Annotated in this window: 27 protein-coding genes; 2 read left to right on the top strand and 25 right to left on the bottom strand. The window is 42.4% G+C overall.

Annotation, left to right across the window (positions count from 1 at the left end; translation table 11 throughout):
- Window positions 1-152: 152 nt before the first annotated feature.
- From IGJ42_RS01040 to IGJ42_RS00940, 21 genes are all read right to left on the bottom strand, one after another.
- The gene (locus IGJ42_RS01040) at window positions 153-1181 is read right to left on the bottom strand and encodes a PTS system mannose/fructose/sorbose family transporter subunit IID (protein ID WP_008376454.1); all 1029 of its coding nucleotides are present in this window, start codon (window positions 1179-1181) and stop codon (window positions 153-155) included.
- Window positions 1171-1977, bottom strand: a complete 807-nt coding sequence (locus IGJ42_RS01035) for a PTS mannose/fructose/sorbose/N-acetylgalactosamine transporter subunit IIC (RefSeq protein ID WP_005232623.1) — start codon at window positions 1975-1977, stop codon at window positions 1171-1173. The genes IGJ42_RS01040 and IGJ42_RS01035 overlap by 11 nt, the downstream gene beginning before the upstream one ends.
- A gap of 26 nt (window positions 1978-2003) precedes the next feature.
- On the bottom strand, window positions 2004-2486 hold the full coding sequence (gene agaV, locus IGJ42_RS01030) for a PTS N-acetylgalactosamine transporter subunit IIB (protein ID WP_005232625.1): 483 nt from the start codon (window positions 2484-2486) through the stop codon (window positions 2004-2006).
- A 19-nt stretch (window positions 2487-2505) separates the two neighbouring features.
- A complete protein-coding gene (gene yajC, locus IGJ42_RS01025) occupies window positions 2506-2781 on the bottom strand; it encodes a preprotein translocase subunit YajC (RefSeq protein ID WP_008376459.1) in 276 nt (91 codons plus the stop codon).
- Between the two features lie 2 nt (window positions 2782-2783).
- Window positions 2784-3215: a PTS sugar transporter subunit IIA gene (locus IGJ42_RS01020; RefSeq protein ID WP_008376461.1), complete on the bottom strand. Its 432-nt coding sequence runs from the start codon at window positions 3213-3215 to the stop codon at window positions 2784-2786.
- A gap of 455 nt (window positions 3216-3670) precedes the next feature.
- The gene (locus tag IGJ42_RS01015) at window positions 3671-4423 is read right to left on the bottom strand and encodes a DeoR/GlpR family DNA-binding transcription regulator (RefSeq protein ID WP_005226765.1); all 753 of its coding nucleotides are present in this window, start codon (window positions 4421-4423) and stop codon (window positions 3671-3673) included.
- A 159-nt stretch (window positions 4424-4582) separates the two neighbouring features.
- Window positions 4583-5023 carry a ribose 5-phosphate isomerase B gene (gene rpiB / locus IGJ42_RS01010; RefSeq protein ID WP_016611535.1) on the bottom strand — a complete coding sequence of 147 codons (441 nt, stop codon included), beginning with the start codon at window positions 5021-5023 and terminating at the stop codon, window positions 4583-4585.
- Window positions 5020-5682: a ribulose-phosphate 3-epimerase gene (locus tag IGJ42_RS01005; RefSeq protein WP_101698764.1), complete on the bottom strand. Its 663-nt coding sequence runs from the start codon at window positions 5680-5682 to the stop codon at window positions 5020-5022. The genes rpiB and IGJ42_RS01005 overlap by 4 nt, the downstream gene beginning before the upstream one ends.
- Window positions 5683-5709: 27 nt before the next feature.
- Window positions 5710-6174 (bottom strand): PTS sugar transporter subunit IIA, encoded by a 465-nt coding sequence (locus IGJ42_RS01000; protein WP_101698763.1) that lies wholly within the window; start codon window positions 6172-6174, stop codon window positions 5710-5712.
- Window positions 6175-6188: 14 nt separating this feature from the next.
- Entirely contained in the window at window positions 6189-7562 is a 1374-nt protein-coding gene (locus IGJ42_RS00995; RefSeq protein ID WP_016611538.1) for a PTS transporter subunit EIIC, read from the bottom strand.
- A gap of 14 nt (window positions 7563-7576) precedes the next feature.
- Window positions 7577-8521 carry a sugar phosphate isomerase/epimerase family protein gene (locus tag IGJ42_RS00990; protein ID WP_061053596.1) on the bottom strand — a complete coding sequence of 315 codons (945 nt, stop codon included), beginning with the start codon at window positions 8519-8521 and terminating at the stop codon, window positions 7577-7579.
- A 420-nt stretch (window positions 8522-8941) separates the two neighbouring features.
- Window positions 8942-9538: an alpha/beta hydrolase gene (locus tag IGJ42_RS00985; RefSeq protein ID WP_086298975.1), complete on the bottom strand. Its 597-nt coding sequence runs from the start codon at window positions 9536-9538 to the stop codon at window positions 8942-8944.
- Window positions 9539-9551: 13 nt separating this feature from the next.
- Window positions 9552-10160 (bottom strand): flavin reductase family protein, encoded by a 609-nt coding sequence (locus tag IGJ42_RS00980; protein WP_086332884.1) that lies wholly within the window; start codon window positions 10158-10160, stop codon window positions 9552-9554.
- A gap of 17 nt (window positions 10161-10177) precedes the next feature.
- On the bottom strand, window positions 10178-11071 hold the full coding sequence (locus IGJ42_RS00975) for a VOC family protein (RefSeq protein ID WP_429946944.1): 894 nt from the start codon (window positions 11069-11071) through the stop codon (window positions 10178-10180).
- A gap of 13 nt (window positions 11072-11084) precedes the next feature.
- Complete coding sequence (locus IGJ42_RS00970) at window positions 11085-12047, bottom strand: ring-cleaving dioxygenase (protein ID WP_061053593.1); 963 nt, start codon at window positions 12045-12047, stop codon at window positions 11085-11087.
- 10 nt (window positions 12048-12057) lie between these two features.
- Window positions 12058-12486: a MarR family winged helix-turn-helix transcriptional regulator gene (locus tag IGJ42_RS00965; protein ID WP_005232643.1), complete on the bottom strand. Its 429-nt coding sequence runs from the start codon at window positions 12484-12486 to the stop codon at window positions 12058-12060.
- Window positions 12487-12785: 299 nt separating this feature from the next.
- Complete coding sequence (locus IGJ42_RS00960; RefSeq protein WP_429946943.1) at window positions 12786-13850, bottom strand: bifunctional transcriptional activator/DNA repair enzyme AdaA; 1065 nt, start codon at window positions 13848-13850, stop codon at window positions 12786-12788.
- Window positions 13851-14071: 221 nt separating this feature from the next.
- A complete protein-coding gene (locus tag IGJ42_RS00955; RefSeq protein WP_258186457.1) occupies window positions 14072-15310 on the bottom strand; it encodes a PD-(D/E)XK nuclease family protein in 1239 nt (412 codons plus the stop codon).
- A gap of 153 nt (window positions 15311-15463) precedes the next feature.
- On the bottom strand, window positions 15464-15964 hold the full coding sequence (locus IGJ42_RS00950) for a glycosyl-4,4'-diaponeurosporenoate acyltransferase (protein WP_142437293.1): 501 nt from the start codon (window positions 15962-15964) through the stop codon (window positions 15464-15466).
- Window positions 15965-15970: 6 nt separating this feature from the next.
- Window positions 15971-17077 (bottom strand): glycosyltransferase, encoded by a 1107-nt coding sequence (locus IGJ42_RS00945; RefSeq protein WP_429946942.1) that lies wholly within the window; start codon window positions 17075-17077, stop codon window positions 15971-15973.
- Between the two features lie 11 nt (window positions 17078-17088).
- Entirely contained in the window at window positions 17089-18576 is a 1488-nt protein-coding gene (locus IGJ42_RS00940; RefSeq protein ID WP_429946941.1) for a phytoene desaturase family protein, read from the bottom strand.
- A 553-nt stretch (window positions 18577-19129) separates the two neighbouring features.
- Between IGJ42_RS00940 and IGJ42_RS00935 the strand changes: the two genes are divergently transcribed.
- Window positions 19130-19507 carry a DUF7006 family protein gene (locus tag IGJ42_RS00935; RefSeq protein WP_005232663.1) on the top strand — a complete coding sequence of 126 codons (378 nt, stop codon included), beginning with the start codon at window positions 19130-19132 and terminating at the stop codon, window positions 19505-19507.
- A 232-nt stretch (window positions 19508-19739) separates the two neighbouring features.
- Here the strand turns inward: IGJ42_RS00935 and IGJ42_RS00930 are convergent, their stop codons facing one another.
- From IGJ42_RS00930 to IGJ42_RS00920, 3 genes are all read right to left on the bottom strand, one after another.
- Complete coding sequence (locus tag IGJ42_RS00930; RefSeq protein WP_223347152.1) at window positions 19740-21233, bottom strand: helix-turn-helix domain-containing protein; 1494 nt, start codon at window positions 21231-21233, stop codon at window positions 19740-19742.
- Between the two features lie 288 nt (window positions 21234-21521).
- The gene (locus IGJ42_RS00925) at window positions 21522-21926 is read right to left on the bottom strand and encodes a hypothetical protein (protein ID WP_008376482.1); all 405 of its coding nucleotides are present in this window, start codon (window positions 21924-21926) and stop codon (window positions 21522-21524) included.
- 494 nt (window positions 21927-22420) lie between these two features.
- Window positions 22421-23938: a peptidoglycan DD-metalloendopeptidase family protein gene (locus tag IGJ42_RS00920; RefSeq protein ID WP_005232667.1), complete on the bottom strand. Its 1518-nt coding sequence runs from the start codon at window positions 23936-23938 to the stop codon at window positions 22421-22423.
- A 591-nt stretch (window positions 23939-24529) separates the two neighbouring features.
- Here IGJ42_RS00920 and IGJ42_RS00915 point away from each other — a divergent pair.
- Window positions 24530-26023 (top strand): helix-turn-helix domain-containing protein, encoded by a 1494-nt coding sequence (locus tag IGJ42_RS00915; RefSeq protein ID WP_429946939.1) that lies wholly within the window; start codon window positions 24530-24532, stop codon window positions 26021-26023.
- Window positions 26024-26206: 183 nt separating this feature from the next.
- Here IGJ42_RS00915 and IGJ42_RS00910 read toward each other — a convergent pair whose 3' ends face one another.
- On the bottom strand, window positions 26207-26470 hold the full coding sequence (locus tag IGJ42_RS00910; RefSeq protein ID WP_005232670.1) for a hypothetical protein: 264 nt from the start codon (window positions 26468-26470) through the stop codon (window positions 26207-26209).
- Between the last annotated feature and the right edge of the window lies 1 nt (window position 26471).

The following is a 26471-nucleotide window of genomic DNA, read 5'->3' as shown; positions in this document are numbered from 1 at the left end:
ACAATCGTCTACAGGGGCTCTGTTTCCTGTACTTGCAACTCTTCACGCAGGAAAATGAACCAATTGCCAGCACGAGCTAAGCTGAAAAGTCAGCTTTTGCTTGCTTAGCAAAACTCCTCCTACGGTTTGCGCCGTTTCTTCTGCTAGCTTGCTTATTGCGGCCAAATGGATGGATACAGACCAAAGCCAGAACCGATCAAGCCGATCACTAGCAGCAAAGCGATACATTTCAACGGCGTCCAGCCGCGTTTTGATAAGAAGAAATACAGCATCAGTGTGATGGTCAATGGAATCACTTGCGGCAAGATCCCATCGAGGATTTTTTGAATATCGATCGTCACGGGCACTTCGTTGACTTTGTTAAACGTCAATTCATATTTGCCGTTAGCCAATTCGTTGACCGCCGCATTTTCTTGCAGTGTGTCGGTCAATTGTCCATTCTCATCCGTGGTATACAGCATGTCTTCGTAAGCGGCAATGGCTGCTTGATCATCCACGATCGTCGTCGCTTGTGTCACTTCATTGGTAGTACCGTTAGGGATCTGAATATCCAAAGACGTCGCCCCATACACGCAGGTCAAGGAACCGACAACAAAGATCCCTAAAATACTCGCTGCTCGGGTGAACTCTTTGGCATTTTCCGTTAAGATCCCAATCGCATCTGTCCCTAAACGATAGGACCAATGCATCAAGAAGAACCGTAAACCAAATTGGGCCGCATTGAATACCAGTAAGAAAATAAACGGTGCAGCGATGTTGCCGTTGATCGCCATATTGGCTGTGATACCAGCTGTTATCGGTACCAGAGTGAACCAGAATAACGCGTCACCGATCCCGCCTAGCGGTCCCATCGCGGCGACTCGCACTGCCCGAATCATGGGAATATCGGCTTTGTTTTGTTCCATCGATAGAATGATCCCCATCACAAAGTTCACGAGGAATGGATGAGTATTGAAAAACTCTAGGTTATGGCTCATTGAAGCAGCCAAGTCCTTTTCATTTTTGTGGATCTTTTTCAATCCCGGTAAAATACTGAATAACCAGCCTCCTGCTTGCATTCGCTCATAGTTGAAAGAGGCTTGTAGAAATAAGGAACGCCAGACCATATTGTTCAAGGTCTTTTTATCCAGTTGTTCTGCGGGCGCTTGTTCGCTATAAGAATCGGGAATATTATATGCCATCTTCATCGCCTCCGAAATCATAGGTATTGGCTGTTGCTACTTTAAATTTGGACTGGATTTGATAATCCCAAAAGGCTAATGCAAAACCGATAAAGGCTAGAATGATCAAGGCTGGTCCTTGCAAGGAAGGTGCCGCCATTACGATCGTGGCTAAACCAAACCCCATAAAGAAGAAGCCCCACATTTCTTTGGAAACCATCACTTTTAGTAAAATCGCAAAACCGACATACCGCATCATGCCCCCAGCTGCGCCGAGCCCACCCATCAACCATTGAGGGATCGCTGCGACCGCCTGATTCCCGAAGGCAGCACCGCCGATAAAGAATAAGACCACAATCAAGCCGAAGATCGTTCCAAGACCCACCATCGCTAAATAATTGATCCGGTCAATGCCCTTCGTATTGGCATCATGGGCGTAGCTGTCAGCTTTTGACATCACTGGCGACATTAGTGAGAAGATAATCGTCACCCCATATTGCCCCAGCAAAGAAAACGGAATCGCCGTAGCGACGGCCACTGTCGGTTCCAGCTGCAGCGTGATCGCTAAGATTGCTGCCATAATTCCGCCAATCACCGCATTTGGCGGTTGCGCGCCGCCCACCGGCATATTGCCGATCGTCATTAACTGATAGGTTCCGCCAACGATCAAGCCGGTTTGAAGATCTCCAAGAATAAGTCCGATAACCATCCCGGTAACAATGGGCTGGTACAATGATTCTAAAAAACTAAATTGATCGATTGCGGCAATGAATGTAACTATGAAGACTAAAATGATTTGAAAAATCGTGTAATCCATTTTCTTTCTCCTTCCTTATCTCTGCATCACTGAAATAATTTCTTTTCATCTTCAACAGGTGTCGTTGGAACCCGCTGAATCACTAATTGCACCCCCATTTCCTTCAGTTTTTTAAAGGCATCGACATCTGCTTCATCGACGGCAACTGTCGTAGCAACCTGTCTTTTCCCTTCTGACATATGCATATTCCCAATGTTGAGTTTCTTGATTGGCACCCCACCTTCAGCTAATTTCAACGCATCTTGAGGATTTTCAACCACCATGAAAATCTTTTGTTTTGGCGATGCTTTATGAATGATCTCGATGGTTTTTTGAATCGAGAAATACCTCGTTTGGACGCCAGCTGGCGCCGCCATATCCATCAACCCTTGTCTGACTTTGTCTTTGGCGACCTTATCATTTGCCACTAAAATTAGATTTGCCCCCAACGTACCGTTCCATTGGGTGGCAACTTGCCCATGAATCAACCGATTGTCGATTCGCGTCAACAAAATATTTGGTTCTCCCATAAATATGTCCTCCTTCTATTTACTGCATGATTTCTGCAACCGCACTGCGTTCTACTTCGATCACCGTTCCCGATTTCACCCTTAGATCGACCGTCTCTTTCCCAAGTGCTTGAATCTCCCCAATAATGCCGCCGTATAATTTGATTTTCTGCCCCTTTTTCAAGGACTGCTGCAATTCAGCGAAATAGCCTTTTTGCTTTTTCAGATGTTTCCCATTCAAGAAAGATGAGACCGCCAAAAAGAGAAAGAGAAAAACAAGCACCACGATTGAGGCTGCTAAGATCATTTCCCACATCGTTAAATCCCTTCTTCCTCATTGGTTTCCTCATGGCCTTTGATCTTTCCGTGAAAAATACCGCTCTTGCCAATCTCTGCCAGTTCTTGACAAAAACGCTCTGGATCAGTTGCCGTATATCTAGTCAACGAACCTTCCACTAGCAGCAGTAGATTGATGCCGCCGATGACCTCGACTTGCGGGTCCTCATTGGCAGCGGTCATCGCAACATTAAAAGGGGTCCCGCCTACAAGGTCTGCACAAATCACGACCCCATCACAGGTTTCCTTTAATTGATCGATTGCTCCTTGCAACTCTTTTTCAAAGTCAGCTAACGGATTTTCCTCTAAAAACGACACTGCTAGAAACTGTTCTTGCGGCCCTGCAATCATCGCAAGCGCATTTTCCATCCCTTGCGCAAATCCTCCATGACCTGTTAAAACCAAACCAAGCATCTTATGTCCTCCCCTTACTCTCAACTGGTAGTAACCACATATCCAATATAAACGCTTTCATTTTGTCTGTCAACATTTTTTTGTTTTTATATAAAAATGTCTTTGTTATCTTTAAATACGAAAAACGGCGCCAAAACAATGATTATCAATTAATAACCCAATTGATAAAGGTATTGAAATCCATCAAGGGAACGACCTTAATGTTATTTTTAACAAGTACGTTCACTGGTTTTTGAGTCTTGGTATCTAAAGAACCACAAGTCACTCACTATTCACCGATACAACAATCAACGTTGTTAAATAAAGGAACTATCAACAAATTTGCTTCCTTACTAAAAAACCAGCTAGGTATAATCCCTAACTGGTTTTGATCATCACCAAACTCATTTTCCATTATGCGTTTTATTAAATTGTATCTCCAACATTGCCAATACCACTCAGATGCCATCCTGTTTTTAGTTCGGATAGATGATTTGCGTCAGTTCTCCAATCTTATCGTTATAAGCATCAGAAATAATGACAACGTCTTCTGTACTAAAAGCTTTTACCGCGGCGACTTGTCCATATTTCGAACTGTCACACAATAAATAGGCGGTTTTGGCATTATTTAGAATTTCACGCTTTTTGTTCGCCTCTACCAAGTTGGGCGTGCTTACACCTTTTTCAGCATCAATACCATTAGCACCTAAAAAAGCCGTTTGAAAGTTAAACGTTTGTAAATTTGCATCCGTCAATGGACCATTCAAGGATGAAATAACGGGATTGTATCGGCCACCAAGAAGTAAAATCTCGGCAGGAGTTTCTTGTTGAATTGTAAAGACACTCGTATTGGTAGTAATAATCGTGATTTTTTTATTAATGATTTTATGCAGTAACGCTGTACAAGTCGAACCAGAATCTAGGTAGATCACATCACCATCGTGAACCAACTCAGCAGCCAAAGTAGCGATCGCTTCTTTCTCTTGGGAATACAAAGCAGCCTTAGCTGCAATCGGCATTTCGGAAGCCGTTGAACAAATCTTCACTGCGCCACCAGCCAACAATTCAACTCTTCCTGATTTTTCTAATTCTTTTAAATCCCGCCTCAATGTTGAGATAGAAACAGTAGGCAAAATGCTTTGCAATTGCTCTATTTTTAACAGTTCATCTTGAGCCAAAGCTTCTAAAATTTTTTCTTGTCTTTCATATGGAATCATAGCAACCTCCATTAATTGGTCAACTTCACTTTTTTTCAAATTATACCATACTTTTTCTCTCGGTATGAGCAAGGACTTTCATTGTTCGTCAATTTGATCTCGATTATGGGATAAATTTCTCGTTAACAAAAAAAGACGAGGATTCGCTAATGCGAATCCTCTAACCTTTGATCATTCTACTTCTAACTGACCAATCATTGCTACCCGTTTTTGGTGACGACCACCTTCAAACTCAGCAGCCAGCCATTCCTTAGTAATCATTTTCGCTAGTTCGACGCCCACGACGCGCGAACCAAACGCCAATACGTTGGTATTGTTATGCTCTTTTGAGAGCTTAGCACTATAGGGTTCGCTGCACACCACGGCTCGGATGCCCTTGATTTTGTTGGCAGCAATTGAGATACCAACGCCTGTGCCACAAATCAAGATTCCCAAATCACACTTTTGGGTTACCACCGCTTCTGCAACAGTCGCCGCATAATTGGGATAGTCAACGCGTTTATCACTTTCTGTCCCAAAATCCTGTACCGTGTGCCCTAACGACTCCAAATAGGTGATGATATCAGTTTTTAATTCAAACCCAACATGATCACAACCGATTGCTAGTTTCATGCTTGATCCTCCTCTTTATATATTGAGATCAGTTCTTGATACGATTCTTCTTTTCCAAAAAGAGCGGAGGTCCCTAAAACAAACCCATCAACACCTAAGGCGCTTAAGCGAGTCATTACGGCAGGCGAAATCGCTCCATCTGCCATTAATTGGTAGAAATAACGTTCCTTAACTGCAGCAAGCTGCTTTATTTTTCCTTCCACATGTGTCAAATACGCTTGACCTGAAAAACCGGGATCAACAGTCATTACCATCACGTAATCGATCAATGGCAGCAGTTCTTCAATCATTGCAACACTTGTTCCAGGATTGATGGCGATTCCGGCTTGTTTTCCCTTTTGCTTAATTTTGTTGATAGTTCTTGTAGGATGGCGATCTGCTTCCGGATGAAAATAAATGATATCTACACCTATATCCGCAAATTTCTCTACATACGCTCCCGGATCTTCAATCATCAAGTGGACATCAACTAAGGTTTCTGACCATTTGCAAATAGCTTCGATATCTTGAAGTCCCATACCAAAATTTGGAACAAATCGTCCGTCCATAACATCAAGATGAAAAATATCGATTTTCGCCGCTTGTAAAGCGGCAACCTCGTCCTTTAGCATTGAAAAATCAGCACACATCATAGATGGACACAAGATTTTTTTCTTCAAAACACTACCTCCTGTCAGCAAATGCTCTCACTCATTAATAACGCCAATCGCTTGTCCACAACGCCCTTGCTTCTCTGTAATCACTAAGGTTCGCTGTGCGGAATTAGTGAAAACAACGATTACATCCGTTTCTTTGCCCTGTGATGCCAGAAACGGAAAATCAACGTTTGCCAGCACACTCTCGGCAGTAACTTTGTCACCTTCAGAAACTCTGGTATCGAACCCTGCGCCATTTAGCTCCACAGTATCGATCCCAATATGGACTAGAACTTCTAAGCCATTTTTGGCTTTTAACGAAATCGCATGTTTTGTAGGAAACACAGAGACCACTGTTCCTTCAATCGGTGCTGTAACAAGATCATCTGTTGGTACCACAGCAAACCCTTCGCCTAATAGTTTGGTTGAAAACATCTCGTCCTTCACTTGTTCAATACTTTTCACCACGCCATTAGCTGGTGCATAAATAACATTTTTCTTCTTAAATAACCCCATATTCCCCCTGCTTTCTACGCCAATGTCTCGTCTCGATTGGTAAATACAAATGCTAAGACTGCTGAAACCACCATTGAAATCAGTAAGCCGATCATCGCTTGTATGAAATTCGAGGAAGTTGAGCCTACAAAGGCGGGAAAAGTGGTGACACTACCAAAGACAAAGGCATTCGTTACAACTTGCATCAACCCTAAATAGGCACCACCCACAGCACCACCAATAATTTGCGCTAAGAAAAGTTTTTTATTTTTTACAAGTAAGCCGAACAAAGTAGCTTCGATAATCGCTGATAATGCGATCGTGACTAAGCCAGTTAAAGCAAAGCTTCGCAGTTTTTTATCTTTCGCTTTAAAGTAAACGCCAATCGTTGTACCTATCACGGCGAAGTTACATGCAAAAGTAAAAGGAACGATGTAATCAAAGCCATAGGTTGAAACGTTATTAATCATGATTGGATTGACTGCCCAGTGAATGCCCAAACTTACGAGAACACTCCAACCACCACCAACTAAGATTCCAGTTAGCACACTACTACGCTCGATCAACCAATTCACCACATTAGCGACTGCTTCGCCACTATAGACCCCGATTGGTCCAATAACGATCACTGTCAATGGAACCATAATCGCTAGTGAGACTAAAGGAACGACCACCAATTTTAAAGTCTCCGGTATGTGTTTGTCTAAGAATTTGTAGAGATATGAAAAAGCCCAAATCGAAAGGATGATTGGTACGACAGTCGAATTGTAGTTCATCAAAACGACTGGAATCCCAAAGAACTCCGTCGTTGCACCGTTGCCTGCTCCTCCCATCAATGCAATAAAATCAGGATTGATTAACGCAGCCCCGATCAATGCAGAGATATACGGACTGGCACCAAACCGCCGCGCTGAAGTAAACGCTAACAATACGGGCAAGAAATAAAATACACTCATAGAAGCAACAAATAAAATCGAATAAGTGCCGCTGTCTTCACTGATCAACCCGAGCTGAACAAACAAAATCAGTAGTCCTCTTAAAATACCTGAGCCCGCCAAAACTGGTAGTAGTGGCGCAAAAATAGCAGATACGGCAGAAAAAACATTGCTGATAATACTGCCAGAAGCTTGTTCTTCTGTGGTAGGGCTACCAGCACTTTCGTTACCTTTAACTAACGGCTCAAACTCATCGTAGAGCTTCCCGACTTCTGTCCCAATCAAAAGCTGGTATTGGCCCGCCTTATTAATGACATTGATCACTCCGTCGATATTCTCGACGGCTTGATCATCCGCTTTTGCGGTGTCATGTAACGTTAGACGCAACCGGGTGGCACAATGTGTCATATTGCGAACATTATCCGCTCCGCCTATTTTTTCTAAAATATTTTTTGCCATCACTTTGTAATCCATCTTCCCCACTCCTTTTATTTTGATTGATTTGTTGGTGACAAAAATTCAAGCAGCAACTGATTGGCTGCGACTGCATCGTTTTGATCGATCACAGCTTGAATCGCAGCCAAGCCTACGTTATCGATCATTTGATCCATTTGTTTGATCATTTTCATGTTTTGTTCGCACTCTTTTGAGGCATGTTCAATTACAGGGAACGTATCAAAATAAATCACACCGTCATAGTTATGCTTTTTGACATAATACAAGAATTCTAATGTTTTGAAGGGTGTTGCTGAACCGATCATCAATCCATCGTCGTTTAACCCATACCCATCATTCAGATGCACCCCGTATAATAACCCTTTTCCAGCAAACAGATCCGCAGCAAAAGCAGGGTTTTCGTGTTTCATTAGCATGTGGCAATAATCAAGGGTCACACCTACATTTTTGCGGTTGATCTCATTAAGCATCATTCCAGTGACACCCATACTATCAATGAACGCATAGGCTCTTGGTTGAAATGGTTTATACTCGATACTGATTTTCAAATCTGGTGCGTAGTCAGCAATTTCAATAAAAGCATCCCGAATCTGATTCCAAACCTTTTGGTAATTGATTTGAAAACTATAGTCAAAGCCATCAAAACCGAGCCAAATGGTTACGACTTCTCCACCTGCTGCACGACAATAATCAGCAGCTTCTTTGCATAATGTCAAGGCATGCTGCGCAACCTGTGGGTCAGCATTGCCTAATTCACCGTTGATAAACTCTTCTCTGAATCGCAATGCAACACCATTCAATTTCAAATCAGCTTGTCCCAATCTCTCTTTCATTTCAGAGGCAGTCGTCCCACCGACGTGCTCCGGATAATTTAAATCTACGTAATCAAGCCCCAATTCTTTGAATGCGCCAAATACATTGTCTAAATCATTTTCGTAAATTGATAAAAATGAATTGATTCTCGTTGCTAATTTCATCTTCATTCTCCTTAGCCATTTATTATAGACTCAGAATAGCACAAAATTTTTCCATTAACAACCATTTTATTCCATATTATTTCAAATTAATTCATAAAGAAGCATTGTTTCTATTAGAAGAAATACTTCAAAAAATTGATTTATAAGCATTTATTTTGTTAAAACTTCATTTTGGAACTATTTGAAATAAATTGATTTTTTATGGATCATTTTAAAAAAGTTGTCTTGATTCACTGATTATGCTGATTTGACTCTATTTGTTTCAGAAAAAGGATCATTTGGCAAATCCTTAGTGGGCTGCTATTGAACTAGGCGTCCCTAGTGATATATCTCCTTTCACTCCTTCGAATTGTTTTCACGTGAAACAAAAAAAACCTAACCAACCAGCAGGATCGCTGATTGATTAGGAAACAGACTGCTTTATTGTTTGGTCAACCACGTGCGCGAGTGTTCAACTTCTTCATACGTTAACTGATGACTCGGGGTCCACACAGTTGAAAGGACTGCGCCCCGTGAGGTGAAGATTTCTTGGACGTAAGCACTGTCGGCTAGGGAAACGATCGGGTCGTTTCTGCCAAAACTCATAAACACATGAGTGTCAGGCAAGGAATTCGTCGGTATATTATCGACTGGATACATGGCGTGGTAGAGGATCGCTTTTTTGAAGTGGTCACTATCATTTAGTAATAAGCGAATGGCAATGTTGGCGCCATTGGAATAACCCACCAGTACCACTTGCGCTAACGAAAAGTTGTATTCTTTGGCGGCTTGCCGAATGAAATCGGCTAATTCGTCGCCGCGAAGTGCTAAGTCGGCTTCATCATACACTCCTTCAGCCAGGCGTTTGAAGTAACGGGGCATGCCGTTTTCTAAAACGTTCCCGCGAATACCTAATAGTGATGCTTGGGGATCAAGGGCTTTGCCTACTTCCAGCAACGACTGTTCGTCGCCACCAGTGCCGTGGAGCAGCACCAAAACTGGTGCGTCGGCTGCTCCTTGTTGGTAGATTGCTTTCATCGAAGTTCCTCCTTTAACTTGGTCGTTTGATATCGAAAATCTCCCCAATCGTTGCGTAAGAATTTCCCGCTAGCCGGCTGACTGCTTGTAAGGCACGGGGATCGATCTTACCGTCTTGATAGACATCCTCTGCAATCTGGTAGCCGACGACTTCCAACAATAAGAGATCGGCAGTGGTCTGCTGGTCTTTTTTGATGGGTACGTGCTGATGCAGAATCGTTTCTAAGCGGACACTGGCTTCTTTCAAGCCAGGAACGGCAATCATTTTCGATGTCGTTGTGGTAAATCCAGAAACCGTCAACTCGCTTTGGTCTGCGGGCAATAATGCCGCGGTTTTATTGGCCTCTTGGACATTTGTTTGATCCAAAATATGCACAACGGCTTCTTTCGTCGCCAACAGATTGCGGGCGGTGTCTTTCAGTTCCCCCTCTTTGCGCTGGATAGCCAACGAGAGGATCACAGGTTCTGAGCTGACGATGTTAAAAAAACTGAATGGGGCGATGTTGACGATACCATCGGCTGATTGCGTACTGACCACAGCTACTGGCCGTGGAATGATGGAGCCAATCAGTAGTTTATAATTTTCTCGTTGGGTCAAATCCTTGGGATCTAAATAGTGCATACAGCGTCTCCTTTTTTCTAAACCGATAAGTCTGGCAAGCGATCCTCGATCTCTACACGGCGGCTTTCAAATTGGGCTGGCAGCATCAACTGCTGTCCTAACGTTTCTAATGGTTCATCAACTAAAAAGCCTGGGGTCTCTGTTGCGATCTCAAAGACGATGTTGCCCCGCTCTTGGAAATAGACGGCTTTGAAATAATTGCGGTCTTTGATTTCAGTGACTCCGTATCTTTGATCGTACAAGTATTCTTGCCACTCTTTTTGCACTGCTTCCGTTGGCACGGACCACGCGATGTGATGGACGGTGCCGACACCCCAGCGCCCTGCTGGCATTGCTTCATGGGGCACGACGATCTCATGAGCGAGGGTACCTGCGGTATGGAGATGCGTGCTTTTATTTGTTTGATTAAAAATGTCCAGACCTAGATCATCTGCCAACGTTTGAATGGTCGCTTCTGGTTGTGCCGAAAGCAAGACGGCCCCATGAAAGCCTAAAATCGCTGGTGTTTCTGCCGATTCTTCGGCTTCGACTAACGCCAAAGACAGGTCATGCTGATCATGAAGTTCTAAAGTTGGCCGATCAAACAATGTACTTTCTTGGACAGTTACTTGATGTTTCGCCAGATGTTCTTGCCAATAGGCACTGCTGCCTTTAGGAATACGAAACGCGATCGTGCCGACTTGTCCGCTTCCTACTCGCCCAGGATGGGCATTTGCCCATGGAAAGAAGGTGATGATGGTCCCATTTTCTAATGCTTGATTGCTGTAATAAAGGTGATACGTGTACGGATCATCAAAATTGACGGTTTGTTTGATGAGGCGCAACCCCAACACGTCGCGGTAAAAGGCAACGTTCGTTTGCGGATCGCCTACGATGGCTGAAATATGGTGGATCTGTTGAATGGGTTGCATACTGTGTGCCTCCTTAGGCGCGTTTTGTATTGAAGGGTTTGATGACTCCTTCGATGTATTCACGGCGATTTTCTAAAAATGGTGCCAATGATAAGGACTCACCCAATGTTTCGTATGGCTCATCCCCCATGAACCCTGGTTCATCTGTTGCTAGTTCAAAAAGAATATGGCCGATGCGCACATACAAGGATTCAAAATAGTAGCGATCCACATAGCCGGAGTTGGCCAATCCCAAGTTATCAAAGATTTCTTGCCAAACTGCTAATGAGTCGTGGTGAGCTAAGCGAAAAGCGACATGATGCACTTCGCCATCGCCTTGTTGCGCTTGCGGGCTCGTGGTATCTTCCACTAAAACGACTTGAGCGCCATTGCCGCCTTCACCAACTTCTAGCAAATAGCGATTATCTACTTGATCAATGGTTTTGAAATCAAAAACGGATTCCAGCAGCCCTTTGAAATCTGCCAAGTAAGAAACAGACATTTCGACAGGACCTAAGCCATAAATCGCAAATTCAGTAGGAACCGGTCCTTTTTTCCAAGGAGTACCAGCTTTCACGCCAGTATTGTGTTCGTCAGAGATCAATTGATAAGCTTGCGTATCAAAATCCCAAAAACGCATCACTTTTTTCCCAAATTCGGTGGTGATTGCTTCGTGTTTTACCTCAAATTCATCAAAGCGTGCGGCATAATAATCAAGGGCAGCATCACTGGGTACTCGGAAACTGGTGCGGGTGATCGAGTTGGTTCCTTTGCTGCCGCGAGCGGTATTGGGAAAATCAAAGAACGTCATGGTCGTTCCCGGTGACCCTAAATCATCCGCAAAGTAGGTATGGTACGTATAAATGTCATCTTGATTGACGGTTTTTTTCACTAAACGCATCCCTAACACATCTGTAAAGAAATGGTAATTCCGTTCCACATCACTTGTCATGGCCGTCACATGGTGTACCCCTAATAATTGATCTTGTTTTCTCATTTTCTTTTCCTCATTTCTGATCATAAGTTATTTTTCGTAAAATTGTTTTTAATTGTTGCAATTCTTCACTGCTGAGTTCGGAAAAACTCGCCGCAATCTTTTGTGCATGACTGGGAAAAATTTTCTCCATCAATGCCCTGCCTGCTTCCGTAATCCTGACGTAAGTTACCCGTTGATCTTCTTGGCTAGGTTCCCGGCGCACGCAGCCTTTTTTGACTAATTGATCGACTACATAGGTTGTCGAGCTGCTGGCGATCAAAATTTTTTCCTTGATGGCTTGCGTCGTATGGGTGCCTTTATGGTAAAGCAATTCCAGTACAGAAAACTCCGTGATATTTAAGCCATAACAACGAACATCTTTTTTTGCCACTTGTTCCAAACGACTCGCCGTACGCAGTAAACCGATGTACGCTTTGAGCGCTTCTTCTTGATGCGCCATTTTCCTCACCTCTTTATTTCGAATTCGAGATAATCATAACTTACTTTTTGTAAGTTGTAAAAAGATATGCTTTGGTTGTTTAAGAAAATCATTCAATGCTTATTTTTATAGAGGTTAAGAACGGTTAGACACTAACGAAGGTCCCACCTTTTCTCTATGTCCCCTTCAAATCTAATAAAAAACGGAACTCATGAAAGGTTCCATGAGTTCCGCTAAATATATATTTTACTGAAGAGGATTCGATCCATTCCATGTACTGATCGATGAAGCGCTGATTCCCACGCATAGTTATCTCTTTTTCAAATCTTTACAGTCGGCTGGACCTGCTTTTCCAAAGCCAGCAACCACTTTTTGCGTTCGACACCGCCGCCATAGCCGCCGATGCTGCCATCGCTATTGATGACGCGGTGGCATGGAACGATCAACGCCAATTGATTTTTTCCGTTGGCATTGGCAACAGCTCGGGTGGCTTTTTCATTGCCGATTCGCTGTGCCAATTGTTTGTAAGAGTATGTTTCTCCGATCTTCATCGCCAACAGCTGCTGCCAGACGGCTTTTTGAAAATCAGAGCCGATCAATGCGATGGGTACCGTGAAGGCAGTTCGATTCCCTGCAAAATATTCCGTCAATTCTTGCTTGAGTTGCTGAATGATTGCTGTTTGCTGGGGAATAATCACTGCATTCAAACGGCTTCTCAAAACAGTGATCTCCGTTTCTAGCCCTCTGCGATCCACGAATTCTAACAAGTAAAGCTGCTGCTGGTCGCTGATTGCCAGCATCGATCCCAGCTTGGTCTCAAGCCAAGCAGAAGAAAGAATCTTTTTTTCACGGCTGTTGGAAGGCAATTCCCCCATAATCCGGGAAAACGCATCTCGAAAGCCGTTGCCAGAATCGAAGCCGGCTTCTAATTGTGCTTGGATCAGCGGTTCTCCTTCACGAATCTGCTTGAACGCTAACCCTAAACGGCGTGCACGGGAATATTCGATAAAGGTCATGCCAAAATATTTTTTAAATTGTCGACGTGCAGTATTGGGATGGATCGCTAGCACTTCAAAATCTTTGTCGGTCCACTTTTTCTCCGGGTTGCTCTCCACCGCTTCCACAAGGCTTTTCACGTCAGGGGATAAGTGGCTAGGTGAGCTGAGCGGGCGACATCGTTTGCAGGGACGATACGCCGCCAGCAACGCTTCTTGTGCCGTCTGAAAAAACTCGCAGTTTTTCTTGAGCGGTTTTTTCGCTGGACAGGTAGGACGGCAAAAGACGCCGGTGGTTTTTACTCCAACGTAAAAAATCCCTTCATATTGGGAATTTTTTTCAATCAGCATGTCGTAATAGTGGTCCCGTTGTCGGCTATCTTCAATCATCTTGCGCATCCCTCCTTCTTTTCTACACTTACAAAAATACTTTGTGCTTGTACAAACATATGACCAACCAATGCAGCAGCCTGCAAAGGCAGGTCGAAAATTTGCCCACATCCTTCTGATGACATACGATCACCCTTTCCTCTGAATGACCTTAGTGTACAAAGAATGGTCTTGACACATCCCATAAAAATTAACACCAATTTTTCAGAAAATGAAACACATCATTTAAGACGAGTTTTTTCTGCGATACCCTCTATCCTATCTACGAACTGATCAATTTGAATAAGCGTTTTTTCTAAGTTATTCTTAATTTTACTTACTATCTTTTCTCTACCCTCTTCAGCAACAATTATAAAAATATCTTCTACAAACTTGTTATTGATACCAGCAATTTTCCAATTCCCTGTTCCCCACCACTCCCAAGTATCTTTTCTTTTTCTACCACCATCTACTTCTGTAAGAATACGCTCTAATCTTTGACGTCCATCAGGATCAATTTTGCCTGTAAATGCTATCTTAATTCTTCCAGAAATAGATTCAGATTTATTGTACAATTCAATACCGTAAGGCTTGTGGTTATTCCATCCACCGGGGAAATTTTCTGGCAAGTCTGGAAACAATTGATTCAGCCTCTTTGTTTGGAATCGAATCATTGTTTTGCTAGTAGAAATAATCTTTATTTCCTCATTCTTTTCGTTAGCTAATTCCGCCAAGGCCTCAATATATAACTCACTCATCAAACTTAAATTATCAGGGCGGTTTTCAAAAATTAAATCTAATGCATCTTGATGTTCTGCGTATATTTTCCGACATATCTCTCTAAGTTTTTCATCCACTAAAAGATCACTCCTTAATACGTTTAAATAGTCATTTATTATATAGCTTATTTTTGATTCTAGCTGATTCAGCTTTAATAATCGCTCCAAAATAAGTGCGATATCATAGTAAGAAACTATACACCATTCTTCGTCAGAAGGCTCTATTCCTTCTGGAGTTAAAAAAACAAAAATCCGATTATATTCTTTATAGTTTTCTTCTACATAACTCTTATATTTATTTAATTGATGTTTTGATTCGAGTGATATCGTTTTATTTTCTATACACAATACCATCTTATTCTTTTGTGATATCAAAAGAAGATCGATATCCTTATGCTCACGAAAAATCTCTATATCTTCATAATCCGCTAGCACAATATCAAAATAATCTAATCCAATAAAATCATACTGGTCCATTTTTAAACATATTTTTAAAAATGATTTCAGAAAATAGTCCTTCATTCCATGACCTTCTTTTGGATTAAACAAGTAAGCTAAAAAGTTACTATGTCGAATTTCTGTTCTAGATAACTTTAATATTTGAAAAATGTTTTCTTCTTTTAACCAAGGAGCTAGTTGATCACTTATCATGTCAAAATCTTTCAACAGATAATAAAGTTTTTCTTTATCGGTATTCTTCACATCGTTCACTTTCTTCCCACAATTTTTTCCACAAAGTTTATTCAACCACTGTCAGACTAAAAATACAATGAATATTTGGTTTACAAAAAGTAGTAGTTATATACAAAAAAGCTTAGAACGACAAATCCGTCTAAGCTTTAATTCAAATATCTTTTAACCAAAAAGCTTTTCTTTTTTCCGCAAGACTCGCTCCAAACGGGGGCGATTATAGCGTTGGATCATGATGAATGGGCAGTTGGCCAATAACGCATAGGCGATCATCACCCAGCCCGCCCACGTAGGATTCCAGAGGAAAAAGAACGGTGCTGGAACAATCAGCAGCCAATGGGTCAGCTCTGCTCGGCGTGTTTCGATGACGAATTTTTCCAGATAGTCCTTTTGTTGCTGAGCCAAGCGAGATTTGTCAAAGCCTTTTTTGGCAATCACAGTGCCGTCGGGCAATTTGTCTTTCCACTGACGAATACGAAATACCTCCGCCCAGATTCTGCCGCCTTTTTCAAAGGCAAAAGAACGGAACCAGTTGGCATGACGTTCAAAAAAAGCATCACTGACTTTGCGCAAGCCAAACGAGATGCCTAGATGAAACAGCAGCCAAGCCAAGCTGTCTGTAATGAGCAAGAGCAGTGGAGATAAGGTGATCAGCGGCATGTACATCGCCTCCTATAAATTGATTTTTCGTCCTTTCCAGGTCACGGATTTCAACAAATGGGTTTGGATCCATGACCAACCAAATAAGCCTAGGAAAAAAAGAAAGTAACATGGGAAAAAAAGCAGCAAGACTCGGTTGAAGTTGCCGACACGGCGAGCAAAGCACAGAGTTTGTCCAAAATAAGCAGCATAAAAAAGCAGTCCTAGCCAAAGCGGTTCCATCAGAAACGGTGCCGCCAGTACCCCAATGCCGCCGCTGATCCACAAGATGACACCCGCCATGATCAAAGGGTGAGTGAATTGCGAAGCAGTGGCAAAGTCCTTCGTCCAGCCTTGAACAAGTTGACGAACACCAGCTGGATACATCCGAAAGGCCAACAGGTCTTTTCCACCATACAAGGTGATCGGCAAGCGTTTTTTCTTAAAGCGTCTCGCTAATGCTAGATCATCTAAGATTCCTTGTGGCATGTCCTGATGCCCATTGGCTTGAAGGTACGCTGTTTTGCTGCACAAGATACACGGACCAAAGGCGCCGCCGGCTGAGAGTTTTTCGCCTACGATAGAGAAACGGTTCAACCCGACAGGTAAGATGACATTAAAGACGGCAGATAGTTGTTCATACAGGCGCTTCGTTTGATGATAGGGCTGCACCGAGAGCAGGCCTTGTCCCGATCGCTCCTCATACGCAGCGAAAAGGCCCTCTAAGCCATCTTCTGCTAGAAAGAAGGTATCGGCATCCAAAAATAATAGATACTTGCCCGCCGCTTGTGAGGCGCCTAACCAGCAAGCCGCCGCTTTCCCAGCAGAATCAGCAGCGGTTTGCAAGACAGTCGCACCGAAGCCCTTGGCACAGGCGATCGTCTCATCTTCCGATCCGTCATCAACCACCAAAATCTCCACAGGATGGAGGGTTTGCTGCTGCAAGGATGCCAACAATTGCGGCAAGTTTTCTGCTTCATTGCGGGCGGGGATGATGATCGACAATTCTGCCCTCTCCTTCAAGTCTTTGGATGCGGCTGTCTCCTTGCGGGTGGGTATGGTCGGCAGGCGGAAAAAAATCAGCCAGCCTGCCAGCCAAGCAGCGCAAATACCAGCGAGCAGCAGATACACAGTCATCATCCTTTCTTGTCTTAGTGTTCTCTTTTGGTGATCATCTCACTGACTTGCTGTCCACTGAGAGTCACCATCGGCATGCCGGCACCGGGATTGACCGTACCGCCAACGAAGTATAGATTGTCGTAGCGTTCGCTGTGTTTCGGGTGTTTAAAGCCATGATTTTTCTTGCGATTAGAGACCGTGCCGTAGATGGCGCCGCGATGTGACAAATAATTCTTTTGGATGTCTTCAGGTGTCCAGCGGTCTTCATACACGATGTGCTTGCGTAGATCCGTTAAGCCCATGTTTTCCAGCTTGATTAAGATCCGTTCACGAAAGGCATCGTATTCCGCTTCCGTAAAGGGTTTATCCTGCAAATAAGGGATATGAGGCAAAATTTTGATGTTCTCATGCCCTGCCACTGTTTGCGAAGGATCGGTTTTGTTGGCATTGACCAAGTAGATCGTTGGGTCTTCCGGTAGCTGATGCTGATGGAAATTTTGATCAAAGTTTTCTTTTGAGGCATTGGAAAAGAAAAAGTTGTGGTGCGCCAGTTGCGGATAGGAGGTTTTGACCCCTAAGTGCAAGACGAAACCAGAACTTGCTGGTTCAAATTTTTCTTCCAGTTTTTGAGTAAAGGTCGGCGCTTCTTCTAACAGCTCTTCATAAGCCGGGATCACTTCCATGTTGGAAACAAAATAGTCGGCTTCGATCAACGTGCCATCATCCAAACGAGCGGCACGGATTTGTTCCTGTTCAACGATCAATTTTTCCACTTTGTGTCCCGTGTGGAAGGTCACACCAATCTCTTTTGCTAAGCGAACGATGCCTTCGGCTAACCGATGCATCCCGCCTGGCACGTACCAGACACCTTGGGCATGCTGCATGTAGATCATCATGTTCAAGACGGCTGGGGCGTCACAAGGAGACGAGCCGACATACTTGATAAAATAGCTCAGCATGTCTTGCAGCTGCGGATTGCTGACACGTTTTTGAATGGCATCATGCATGGAAGAGAAATAATCAAAGCCTTTCAGCGCTTTGATCACGCCGTGATACTTCAAGATTTCTTTCGTGGTATCTAAGCCTTTCTCGAAATAGCCTTTTTCCGTGATATCATAAATCTTTTGCGCATAGTCCAAAAAGTCTTGGTACTCTGCCATGTCTTTTTCCGACAAGTGGGGGTTTTCCTTTGCCATGCGGGCAAGATCGCCATAGAGATCAATCTTGGTGCCGTCGGGGAAAAAGGAGCGCCATTCCAATGGCAATCGGCGAATCGCAACATAATCCGCCATATCGCGATTGCTGCCAGTAAATAATTTTTCAAAAATCTGCGGCATCGTCAAAATCGAAGGACCTAAGTCAAAGCCGAAGCCGTTTGTTTCCAGTCGGTTCAATTTGCCACCTAAATGGTGATTTTTTTCATATAATGATACATCAAAGCCATTTTGGGCTAATGAGACCGCCGCTGATAGACCACCAAGTCCGCCGCCGATCACTACAACTGTTTTTTTCTCATTCATTGAATTGCTCCTCGTTTGCTTTAATAAACGTCCCTATTTAGCCAATTCTTTTCACCGAAACAGACGGTTGCGTCTCACTGCAACTGCGTGTCTTCGCACTATTTTGGCATTGGCAACTTGAATCAAAGGATCGTTTTTCTAGATAATTCTATAGTATCACACCTTTGAAAAAATGACGGGGATGAGCCTACCGGTCAACTGATGCTGTTTTTTCTCAACCATGATTTCAGCGAATGAAAAAACAACCTGCTGGAAAAGAAAGGAAACCCAGTCATTTCGCCCATTCCGAAAATATTCTTTTTATAACAACAATTATCAGAATAGTTGAACATTTTTGACGTTAATACCAGCGAAAAACAAATCTTCGTATGGTTACGAAAAAACGCGTTTGAGCCAATTTGGAATATCCTGTACATTGAATGTAGCGAAAGTCCTTCCCCCAATCATTAAAAAAAACAAAAGGGCCTTCTCAGTAAGACATTGCTTAACAGTGACTCTTTTTGATAATGACACGTATTGTCGCCCTTTCCTAACACTTATAAGGAGTATTGATATGAACTTAAAAACGATCCAATCAGCCGAAGAATATGTAAACTTTTTTGACGTAGAATTTATCCACTCGCCCTGTTCTTATACACACCCAAAAATCTTTAATTTTTATCTCTCTTTGCGCCAACGATTCTTGGCGATCTATGAACAAGACGAGGGTACTTTTTTCGAAAAAATGTCGTTGCTATTAGATATCGACGCACAGCTGCAAATACTAAAAGAACTTTATGTTTTAAAAATTTCTTCTCTAAACGAGTATACGGAAGAAGAGATCATTCAGCTGACGGTCAAAGACAAAACCTGTTTCTATCGGGAATTGACCGGTCTTCAGCTAAACCAAAAGGCGCCTTGGAGTTTGATTTACTTAAGTGAAGCTCAATGATTTCGCCCACATTGATCGATTGAATTGAAAACCGCTGGTTCCAAAGGCTTGCATCCGTACCTGATGCACTCCCCACTTCCCCTCCCCACACTCCTGCACAGCTGCGGAGAGTCAAGCCATTAAAAAAGAAAGCATCTTTCCTTCTCACTGTCTAAGCAGTGAAGGAAAAATGCTTTCTTTTCATGTAAAAGGCCCTTTCTAGCAACTCTTTAGGTCAAAACAGAATGGGAAACTAGAAGAGGTCTTTTAGGGCAAATTGGCGGGTGACGTTAGGATTGATCCGTTCAAGCAGCCGATTCCAGTCAGAAGAAGAAGGGATCGTTTTGAAGACGATACATTCAACGATATCTCGAAATTCGGTCGCATGCTCGGCATAGTTCGTCACTAGCAGATCAATGGTATTTTGTTCTAAATATTGAGCATTGACTTCCCCTGAGTCAGGATAAAAGACTTGATGGGATCGGCTAAAATAGCGGTTGGACCAGCCCTCAATGTACTGAACGATATTGTTATTTCCTTCGAAGATAAAGGCGATATTTTTTCGGGGAAACCAATGACGTTCTCGAACAGATTCGATAAAAATCACTAAGTTTGCACAAAAATCCGTCAGATACTCCACAGAATAAAGGGTGTGGTACTCGCAACTACTTTCTAAAAACTCTCGGTAAGCAGCAAACTCCTTAGAAAAAGTTTTCTTAATAAATGCATTCACATCATAAATATTACGATTGGCCGAAGTGGATAAGCACTCCTTCAATTTGGCAGAAGTAAAAAAGGATTCGATCAGAATCTGATCTTCTTTAGGCTTTTTCGACGATACATTCAACATCTGATAAAACTCGTTGGTCAACGTGCGAATCTCGGTCCAATGATTATAAGAAAGACAAAACTTTTGTTCGACGATCACATTTTGCAGTTTTTTCTTTGTGATAATACTAACAAACAAAAAGATAAGTTCGTCGTTCGTCAATCGACATTGAAAGTACTTTTCAATAATGCCATTGATTCGCTGAAAGTGCATCAGCTGAATACTGTGTCGCAAGGCGTGGTACAATTCGTCGTTGATTTGCACAGTTTTGCCTTGCATAAATCGCTCAAGCGAAATATAAAGTAGATACGTATATTGTGAAAACGAAACGGTGTGATAACTATTTTTGTCAAACATCCTGCCGATTTCCGTTACTGCCTGTTGGACCGCAGCTGGCGGAAAGACAGTATGGGGTGTGCTATCCGTTTCATAGAAAAAGGTACAGAAGAAATTGCGGATATCTGCTTCTTGTCCAACGATATTCAGGGGATCTAGTGCTAGTTGGAGATCAAAACGTGCCAGTTGTTCATGAATGCGCTGCAAGTATTTTGATAAGGTACTCTTGGATAAAAACAAGCAGTCCGCCCACTCATCGATCGTCTTTAACTCTCCAATAAAAATATTTTCCAATAAAATAAAGAGCGGTTCATTCGCTAAAAGCGAAGCTTTTTTCTTTTCATACTGTGAATAATCAAATAGTTCAAACGAATAGCCTTGATTGGTGGAAGTGATCAGGATCAACCCACAGAAATAATCATTAATCTGACTGATGTCTTTGCCAATCGTCCTTGTGGTACTACTTGTTACTTCAGCCAAATGGCTGGCACTGCAAATTTCATTTTTTTCAAATTCACTTAGAATCTGCAGCCATCGGACGGTCGATTTGCTTGTGACAAAACTCAATTGAAAATTTTTCAAACATAAGCTCCTTACTAAGAATTTCTTTTTTGCGGCTAATTTACGCATGAAAGGCGCCTAAGCAGTCTCATTATATCGGTTTTCATCCTACATAAAAAATCGGTTTTTTCATAGACTGATGAAAAAAAGCGTTGTGTCCAGACTACTGTCTTATAACAATTATTTTATCGGCTATTAAAAATAGTGCAAGGATTTCGCTTTTACTTTCATCAGATTCTGCTTAAGGAATAAGAAAATTCTTTGTATTATTTGCTTCATTTTGAAAAAAACTGCTATGTTGAAAATCACCTATGTTTTCTTTATTTGTCTAAATGTGTCTGTCATGATGTTTAAAAGCTGTTCATATTGCGTTTCTTGACTTACTTTTTTCATCTGCACATTAAAGTCCTGTTCAATAAATTGTTTGGGTATCAACTGATCCATTTCTATTTTTGAAAGCCTCTCGGTACATTCCGCTAACAGTTGGTAATCCTTTACGAGTGTTTGCGGCAGCTTGTATGTTTGTGTAAAAAAGGAATATCTCGCATTCTTTTGAATCGTTAGTGCCACCTGCTTTTGAATCAAATAGTGTAATTTTTCTAATTGCTTATCTGTGACGGATCGTTCACCGTTTTGTTCAAATAATTGACAGTAATAGTCTAAAAATTCGCTATTGGCCATCACTGCCTCAAAATCCGTTTTATTTATTCTCATAAAATGTTCCCCTCTTTTTATTTTATGCATCACTGTGTAAAACATTCTTTTCGTTTAACAAAAAAAAAGAGCAGCTCATTTATCTCTTCTACTTTTTTATGGTTAATCATTTCTTGTTAGTTCTTTTCAACGATCAATACTGATTAGAAAAAAAGGAATAGACTTATAATTGATGCACTTCCTGATTATTCGCTCCCCTACTTCGTTAGCAAGTTTTTATTCGTAGGGGTAACAACTGTAACGATTTTGCTTCTCCGCTCATCATCAATAGCATTCGAACCTACCATTTGTGCTGCTGGCTGACCGATCTGTTCACGCCAGTTTATGGGTTAGCAACTGTTACGGTTATGTGAAAATTATAAAGAATCTATGCACGATTTTTTTAAACATTTTTTCGGTTTTCATGAAAAAAAAATTAAAATCGTTGCTCCCAAAAAATTGCTGGAAAAAGACAAAAAAAGAAAGTATCCACGATACTCTCTTTTCGGCAATCCTTATTTTGTTAAAAAAGCGATTGGATCGACCAATTTCGCTTGGCTCAAGCTAGGCGATGCACTGACTTCAAAGTGCAGGTGTGCGCCTGTGCTATTGCCCGTACTACCCATGAGCGCAATCGTTTCTCCTTGTTCCACTTGTTGACCAACCTTCACAAGGTTCTGTTGATTGTGAGCATAGAGTGTCGTCATCCCGTCCTCATGGAGAATCGCTACATAATTCCCCCAAGAAGGATGAACCTCTGAACGGATGACCGTTCCAGATTGACTCGCCATGATGGGTGTCCCAAACGCTGCGGCAAAGTCAACGCCCCGATGAAAGCTTCCCCAACGTGGGCCAAAAGTAGAAGTGACAACGGCTTTTTCAACAGGAAAAAGATACGTCTCACTTGCGGTCACATCAGGTTTTTTCTGATCATAACGGGTCAACGCATAGGCTTCGATCAATGCGGTCAGCTTTTGATCATACGCGGTATCAGTGGCATACCGACCAGTCAAATAATGGGCAGCTTCTTGATAAGAAGCCGCTTCTGATTTCCATACACCTTTATAAAAATCAGACTGCTGTCCGACCCCTTCTTTCAACAAACGAGCATAGTCCATCAATGACTCTTTGTACCCAGTATATTGGCGGAACGTTGCCGTGATCGTATAGTGATTTCCCGAACCATCATCTTCTTGTGTCCGAAAGGCAACACCCTGTCCGTGATAGGTTCCTTTGATACCAAAGAGATTGAAGTACGGCGCCTGACTCAATCTGCTTTGACCGCCACCTGATTCTAAAATAGCCTGTGCAATCATGACAGAAGCGTACAAATCATTTTTCAAGCCAATATCTCGGGCATCTTCGCCGATTTCTTGGATAAAATCCCACACTTCTTTTACTGGTGTGACCGTCAAGCTCGTTTCGCTACCTTGCTGCGTTATAGGATCGGATTGACTTGGCCCGCTTGGTGCTTGGGTACTTGGTGGTATGATCGGAGACACAGCCGCCGGTGTTTCTTGACTTGCATCACTGTTTGCTTCTGGTGTCGGTTGCGTTTCTACAGGTTCTGACGGTTGGGGCTTCTCTGGCTGCGTCTCAGGTTTGGGCGCTTCAGGCTTCGTTGGTTTTTCTGGTTTCGGTGCTGGGGTTGGTTCTTCTGGCTGAGAAGGCTCTGGCTTACTCGGTAGTTCTGGCTCTGGTTTCGGCTCTGGTTTCGGTTCTGGCGTCGGTTGGGGATCTGGGGTTGGTTCTTCGGTTTGCTCTGTTCCCTCCGGCGCTGTCTCAGATCCTTCTGGTACACTTTCTACAGGTGCCGATCCTTGCTCCGAATCGGACACTTGTCCTTCCCCTGCTGGAGCAGTTTCTTCAACCGTCCCTGCTGTGCTGCTACTGTCACTTTCTTGTGCAGCTGTTTCTGATGTTTGGGCAACGATCGTACCTTCCGATGCAACAACCGCAGCTGAAACTGGCACACCAGCTAAAAGTTGTCCGCAAACCAAAAGAAGCGCTACCCCTTTTTGCGAATGCTTCATAGGCGATTTCCTTTCTCTCCTTTTTTCACTTAACAACCTCTATCAAAAAAACATGTTGTCATCCAAATAGTAAATAAATATCAATTCTCTTTTATTATACTACGCTTCGTTTTTTCGACTCAAGCAAATGACTCCCGTGCTTGTCAAAGAGAACGAGTTGTTGGAAGAATGGGTCTACTGGTAAAGGATCACGTTTTGCATCCAATTCGTTATCGAGTCTGGGTTGCAGCTTTTACTTTCTGTTGCCTAAGATCCTCTGGCGTCATCAGAAAAAAACACAGTTGTTCAAATGGGCAACTGCCAGTTGAACAACTGTGTTTTTTTCGTCTTTTCTTGCTTCATTAGCTTTTTATCTAGCGTTTGGAGCCTTTCTATTAGCGTTTCGTTTTCTCAAGTTTATGTATGATTTTTGGCAATTGGTTTCTCAGGTCCTTGCTATACTTACCGTGAACGATTGATATTCCCGGAAATGTTCTGCTGGTAGTCAGAGCCTTCAAGGCACTGTGGCAAGAACGCCTAACAGTTGAACGTTTCATTATCTGTGTAAATGATTATGCTATAATTATTTAAACTTATTTTTCGGAGGCTGACATGAAAACATTTCAATTAAAATTCATGCGAAATCGTACGTTGATTCGCTGGCTGCAATTGTTGAATGAATTTGAGAAAAGTCCCTCCCGTACACTGGGAGAACTCGCTGAAGTGACCGAGAGCAGTACGCGTACGTTGATTACTGACATTGCTAGCTTGCGAGAGTATTTTAAAGGGGCTATGGCGATCCATACAGCAAAAATCGGGTATCTTTTTGAAGAAATCGATCATGATAGGTATCGAAAGCAAAAGCAAGAACTGATAAAAGATGAACCGATTTTCCAGATTTTAGAAAGTATTTTTTATGATGAGCAGCAAACCCTCTTTGATTGGAGCTTAACGCTTAATATTTCTGAACAAGCGCTGATCAGCTACTTCCGGAAAATACAGCCATTTTTATCCCCATTCGGTTTAAAAATAAAAACGGATCCCGCCTCTTTGGCAGGTTCGGAGATCGATATACGAAAATTTTTCTGTCTTTTTTACTACGAGTCTGACATTAATGTCCACACGTTATTTCCCTCGATCCATGTACAAGATGCGGTGATGGAAATCACTGACCTTTTGGAAACGAAGGCCTTACAGAGCTCTTCTTTTTCTTATTTTGCTTATATCCTTTATATCAGCGTGGAGCGCAGCAAACGCGGTTTACTTGCCGCCCCCTCTCCAGAACTAAGCGAGTTAGTTAAAAAAAATGGTTTACTTTCAAATTATGAGGACCTTAAAAAGATTATCCAGCGTTATTTTATCTTTGAGTTTCCTCAAGAAGAAGCAATCTATCTTTTGACTTGCATCATTTGTCGTCGCAAACTCAACACCGATCTAGAAACAAGCAAAGCGTTTTGTCTTAACTATAACCACTGGCCCGCGATCAAACAAATCACTGCTGATTTCTATGCCCAAAATCGCGGCAACAGCTTTGATGAACAAAAAGATTTGCTTTGGTTAGAGTCATTCTTCACTATTTTCAAGCTTCGTGAGTTGTTATCGCCAACGATGAACGTCAACATCGATGATTTGAATGCTTTCGTCAAAGAAAAATTTGCGGCTGAATATAAAAAAAATCGCCAGTTTTTGCTCTCACATCCTCTTGTGAAAACACTCTATTCTTTCGACCATTTGGATGATTTTTGTGCAAGTCTCACCTTCCACATGGAAGCCATCATTGAAGAGAATTGGGGCACACGGAGAACTATAGCTGTTATTTTTGAAGGTAACGAGTATGTTTGTGAGTACGCCGAAAGTATTATCCGAAAATATCTTGGCGTTTATCATGAAATGTACTACCCTGATTCAAACGAACTCTCCCACGAGTATTTAAAAGAAAAAAACATTAATTTTCTCATTACTAACTACTCCGAATACGCCACTGAATACTTACTGGATGTTGAAAGTGTCTTATTAAAATCAATACCCGACGCTGCCGATTGGAATTATCTTTTGAATCGAATCAATCCGAGAATTTTGCGGTTGGTCGTTCTTGATAATACGTAGTAATTCCAATCATTCACGCCGCTTCTCCAAAGAAAGAGAATTGATATTTCCTTGTCGCCTTTAAACGAACGCCTGACTAATCCTCCCATATAAAGCTGTTCTTTTTTAGTGGAAGCAGCTTTATATGGGACTTTTCCAATGAATCAAGTAAGCTTTTTCCTTCTACGCCGCTACTATCAGCAATCATTGCTCTTTGGATTGATCTGCACTTAAAAATGTCCGTTTCGTAAAAGCCAGTGCGCCTACGAGGGTCATGAGTACGATGATTGGATGAGAAGATGCAGACAAGATCCCCAAAATCGCCGTCAACAGCGTGCCCGTATAACTCAAACCGACTGCCCATTGCTGAAGCCTTGAAAGCTCTCGCAGCTGCCCTTTAAAGGCCACCCCCAGCATCATTGCTCCGACAAAAGATAAAAGACCAAAAACTACATGTAAAAGTAACATT

This window comes from Enterococcus sp. DIV1067f (assembly GCF_050543505.1).
In the GTDB taxonomy this organism is placed as follows: domain Bacteria; phylum Bacillota; class Bacilli; order Lactobacillales; family Enterococcaceae; genus Enterococcus_D; species Enterococcus_D entomosocium.
Note: the sequence above shows the minus strand (reverse complement) of the source record. Positions and strands in the feature narration are given on the sequence as shown.

Bases quoted from the DNA above. Each gene is read 5' to 3' on its own strand.
- IGJ42_RS01040 (WP_008376454.1), bottom strand. From the start codon at position 1,181: ATGGCATATAATATTCCCGATTCTTATAGCGAACAAGCGCCCGCAGAA.
- IGJ42_RS01035 (WP_005232623.1), bottom strand. From the start codon at position 1,977: ATGGATTACACGATTTTTCAAATCATTTTAGTCTTCATAGTTACATTC.
- agaV (WP_005232625.1), bottom strand. From the start codon at position 2,486: ATGGGAGAACCAAATATTTTGTTGACGCGAATCGACAATCGGTTGATT.
- yajC (WP_008376459.1), bottom strand. From the start codon at position 2,781: ATGTGGGAAATGATCTTAGCAGCCTCAATCGTGGTGCTTGTTTTTCTC.
- IGJ42_RS01020 (WP_008376461.1), bottom strand. From the start codon at position 3,215: ATGCTTGGTTTGGTTTTAACAGGTCATGGAGGATTTGCGCAAGGGATG.
- IGJ42_RS01015 (WP_005226765.1), bottom strand. From the start codon at position 4,423: ATGGAGGTTGCTATGATTCCATATGAAAGACAAGAAAAAATTTTAGAA.
- rpiB (WP_016611535.1), bottom strand. From the start codon at position 5,023: ATGAAACTAGCAATCGGTTGTGATCATGTTGGGTTTGAATTAAAAACT.
- IGJ42_RS01000 (WP_101698763.1), bottom strand. From the start codon at position 6,174: ATGGGGTTATTTAAGAAGAAAAATGTTATTTATGCACCAGCTAATGGC.
- IGJ42_RS00995 (WP_016611538.1), bottom strand. From the start codon at position 7,562: ATGGATTACAAAGTGATGGCAAAAAATATTTTAGAAAAAATAGGCGGA.
- IGJ42_RS00990 (WP_061053596.1), bottom strand. From the start codon at position 8,521: ATGAAATTAGCAACGAGAATCAATTCATTTTTATCAATTTACGAAAAT.
- IGJ42_RS00985 (WP_086298975.1), bottom strand. From the start codon at position 9,538: ATGAAAGCAATCTACCAACAAGGAGCAGCCGACGCACCAGTTTTGGTG.
- IGJ42_RS00980 (WP_086332884.1), bottom strand. From the start codon at position 10,160: ATGCACTATTTAGATCCCAAGGATTTGACCCAACGAGAAAATTATAAA.
- IGJ42_RS00975 (WP_429946944.1), bottom strand. From the start codon at position 11,071: ATGCAACCCATTCAACAGATCCACCATATTTCAGCCATCGTAGGCGAT.
- IGJ42_RS00970 (WP_061053593.1), bottom strand. From the start codon at position 12,047: ATGAGAAAACAAGATCAATTATTAGGGGTACACCATGTGACGGCCATG.
- IGJ42_RS00965 (WP_005232643.1), bottom strand. From the start codon at position 12,486: ATGGCGCATCAAGAAGAAGCGCTCAAAGCGTACATCGGTTTACTGCGT.
- IGJ42_RS00960 (WP_429946943.1), bottom strand. From the start codon at position 13,850: ATGATTGAAGATAGCCGACAACGGGACCACTATTACGACATGCTGATT.
- IGJ42_RS00950 (WP_142437293.1), bottom strand. From the start codon at position 15,964: ATGTACATGCCGCTGATCACCTTATCTCCACTGCTCTTGCTCATTACA.
- IGJ42_RS00945 (WP_429946942.1), bottom strand. From the start codon at position 17,077: ATGATGACTGTGTATCTGCTGCTCGCTGGTATTTGCGCTGCTTGGCTG.
- IGJ42_RS00940 (WP_429946941.1), bottom strand. From the start codon at position 18,576: ATGAATGAGAAAAAAACAGTTGTAGTGATCGGCGGCGGACTTGGTGGT.
- IGJ42_RS00935 (WP_005232663.1), top strand. From the start codon at position 19,130: ATGAACTTAAAAACGATCCAATCAGCCGAAGAATATGTAAACTTTTTT.
- IGJ42_RS00925 (WP_008376482.1), bottom strand. From the start codon at position 21,926: ATGAGAATAAATAAAACGGATTTTGAGGCAGTGATGGCCAATAGCGAA.
- IGJ42_RS00920 (WP_005232667.1), bottom strand. From the start codon at position 23,938: ATGAAGCATTCGCAAAAAGGGGTAGCGCTTCTTTTGGTTTGCGGACAA.
- IGJ42_RS00915 (WP_429946939.1), top strand. From the start codon at position 24,530: ATGAAAACATTTCAATTAAAATTCATGCGAAATCGTACGTTGATTCGC.
- IGJ42_RS00910 (WP_005232670.1), bottom strand. From the start codon at position 26,470: ATGTTACTTTTACATGTAGTTTTTGGTCTTTTATCTTTTGTCGGAGCA.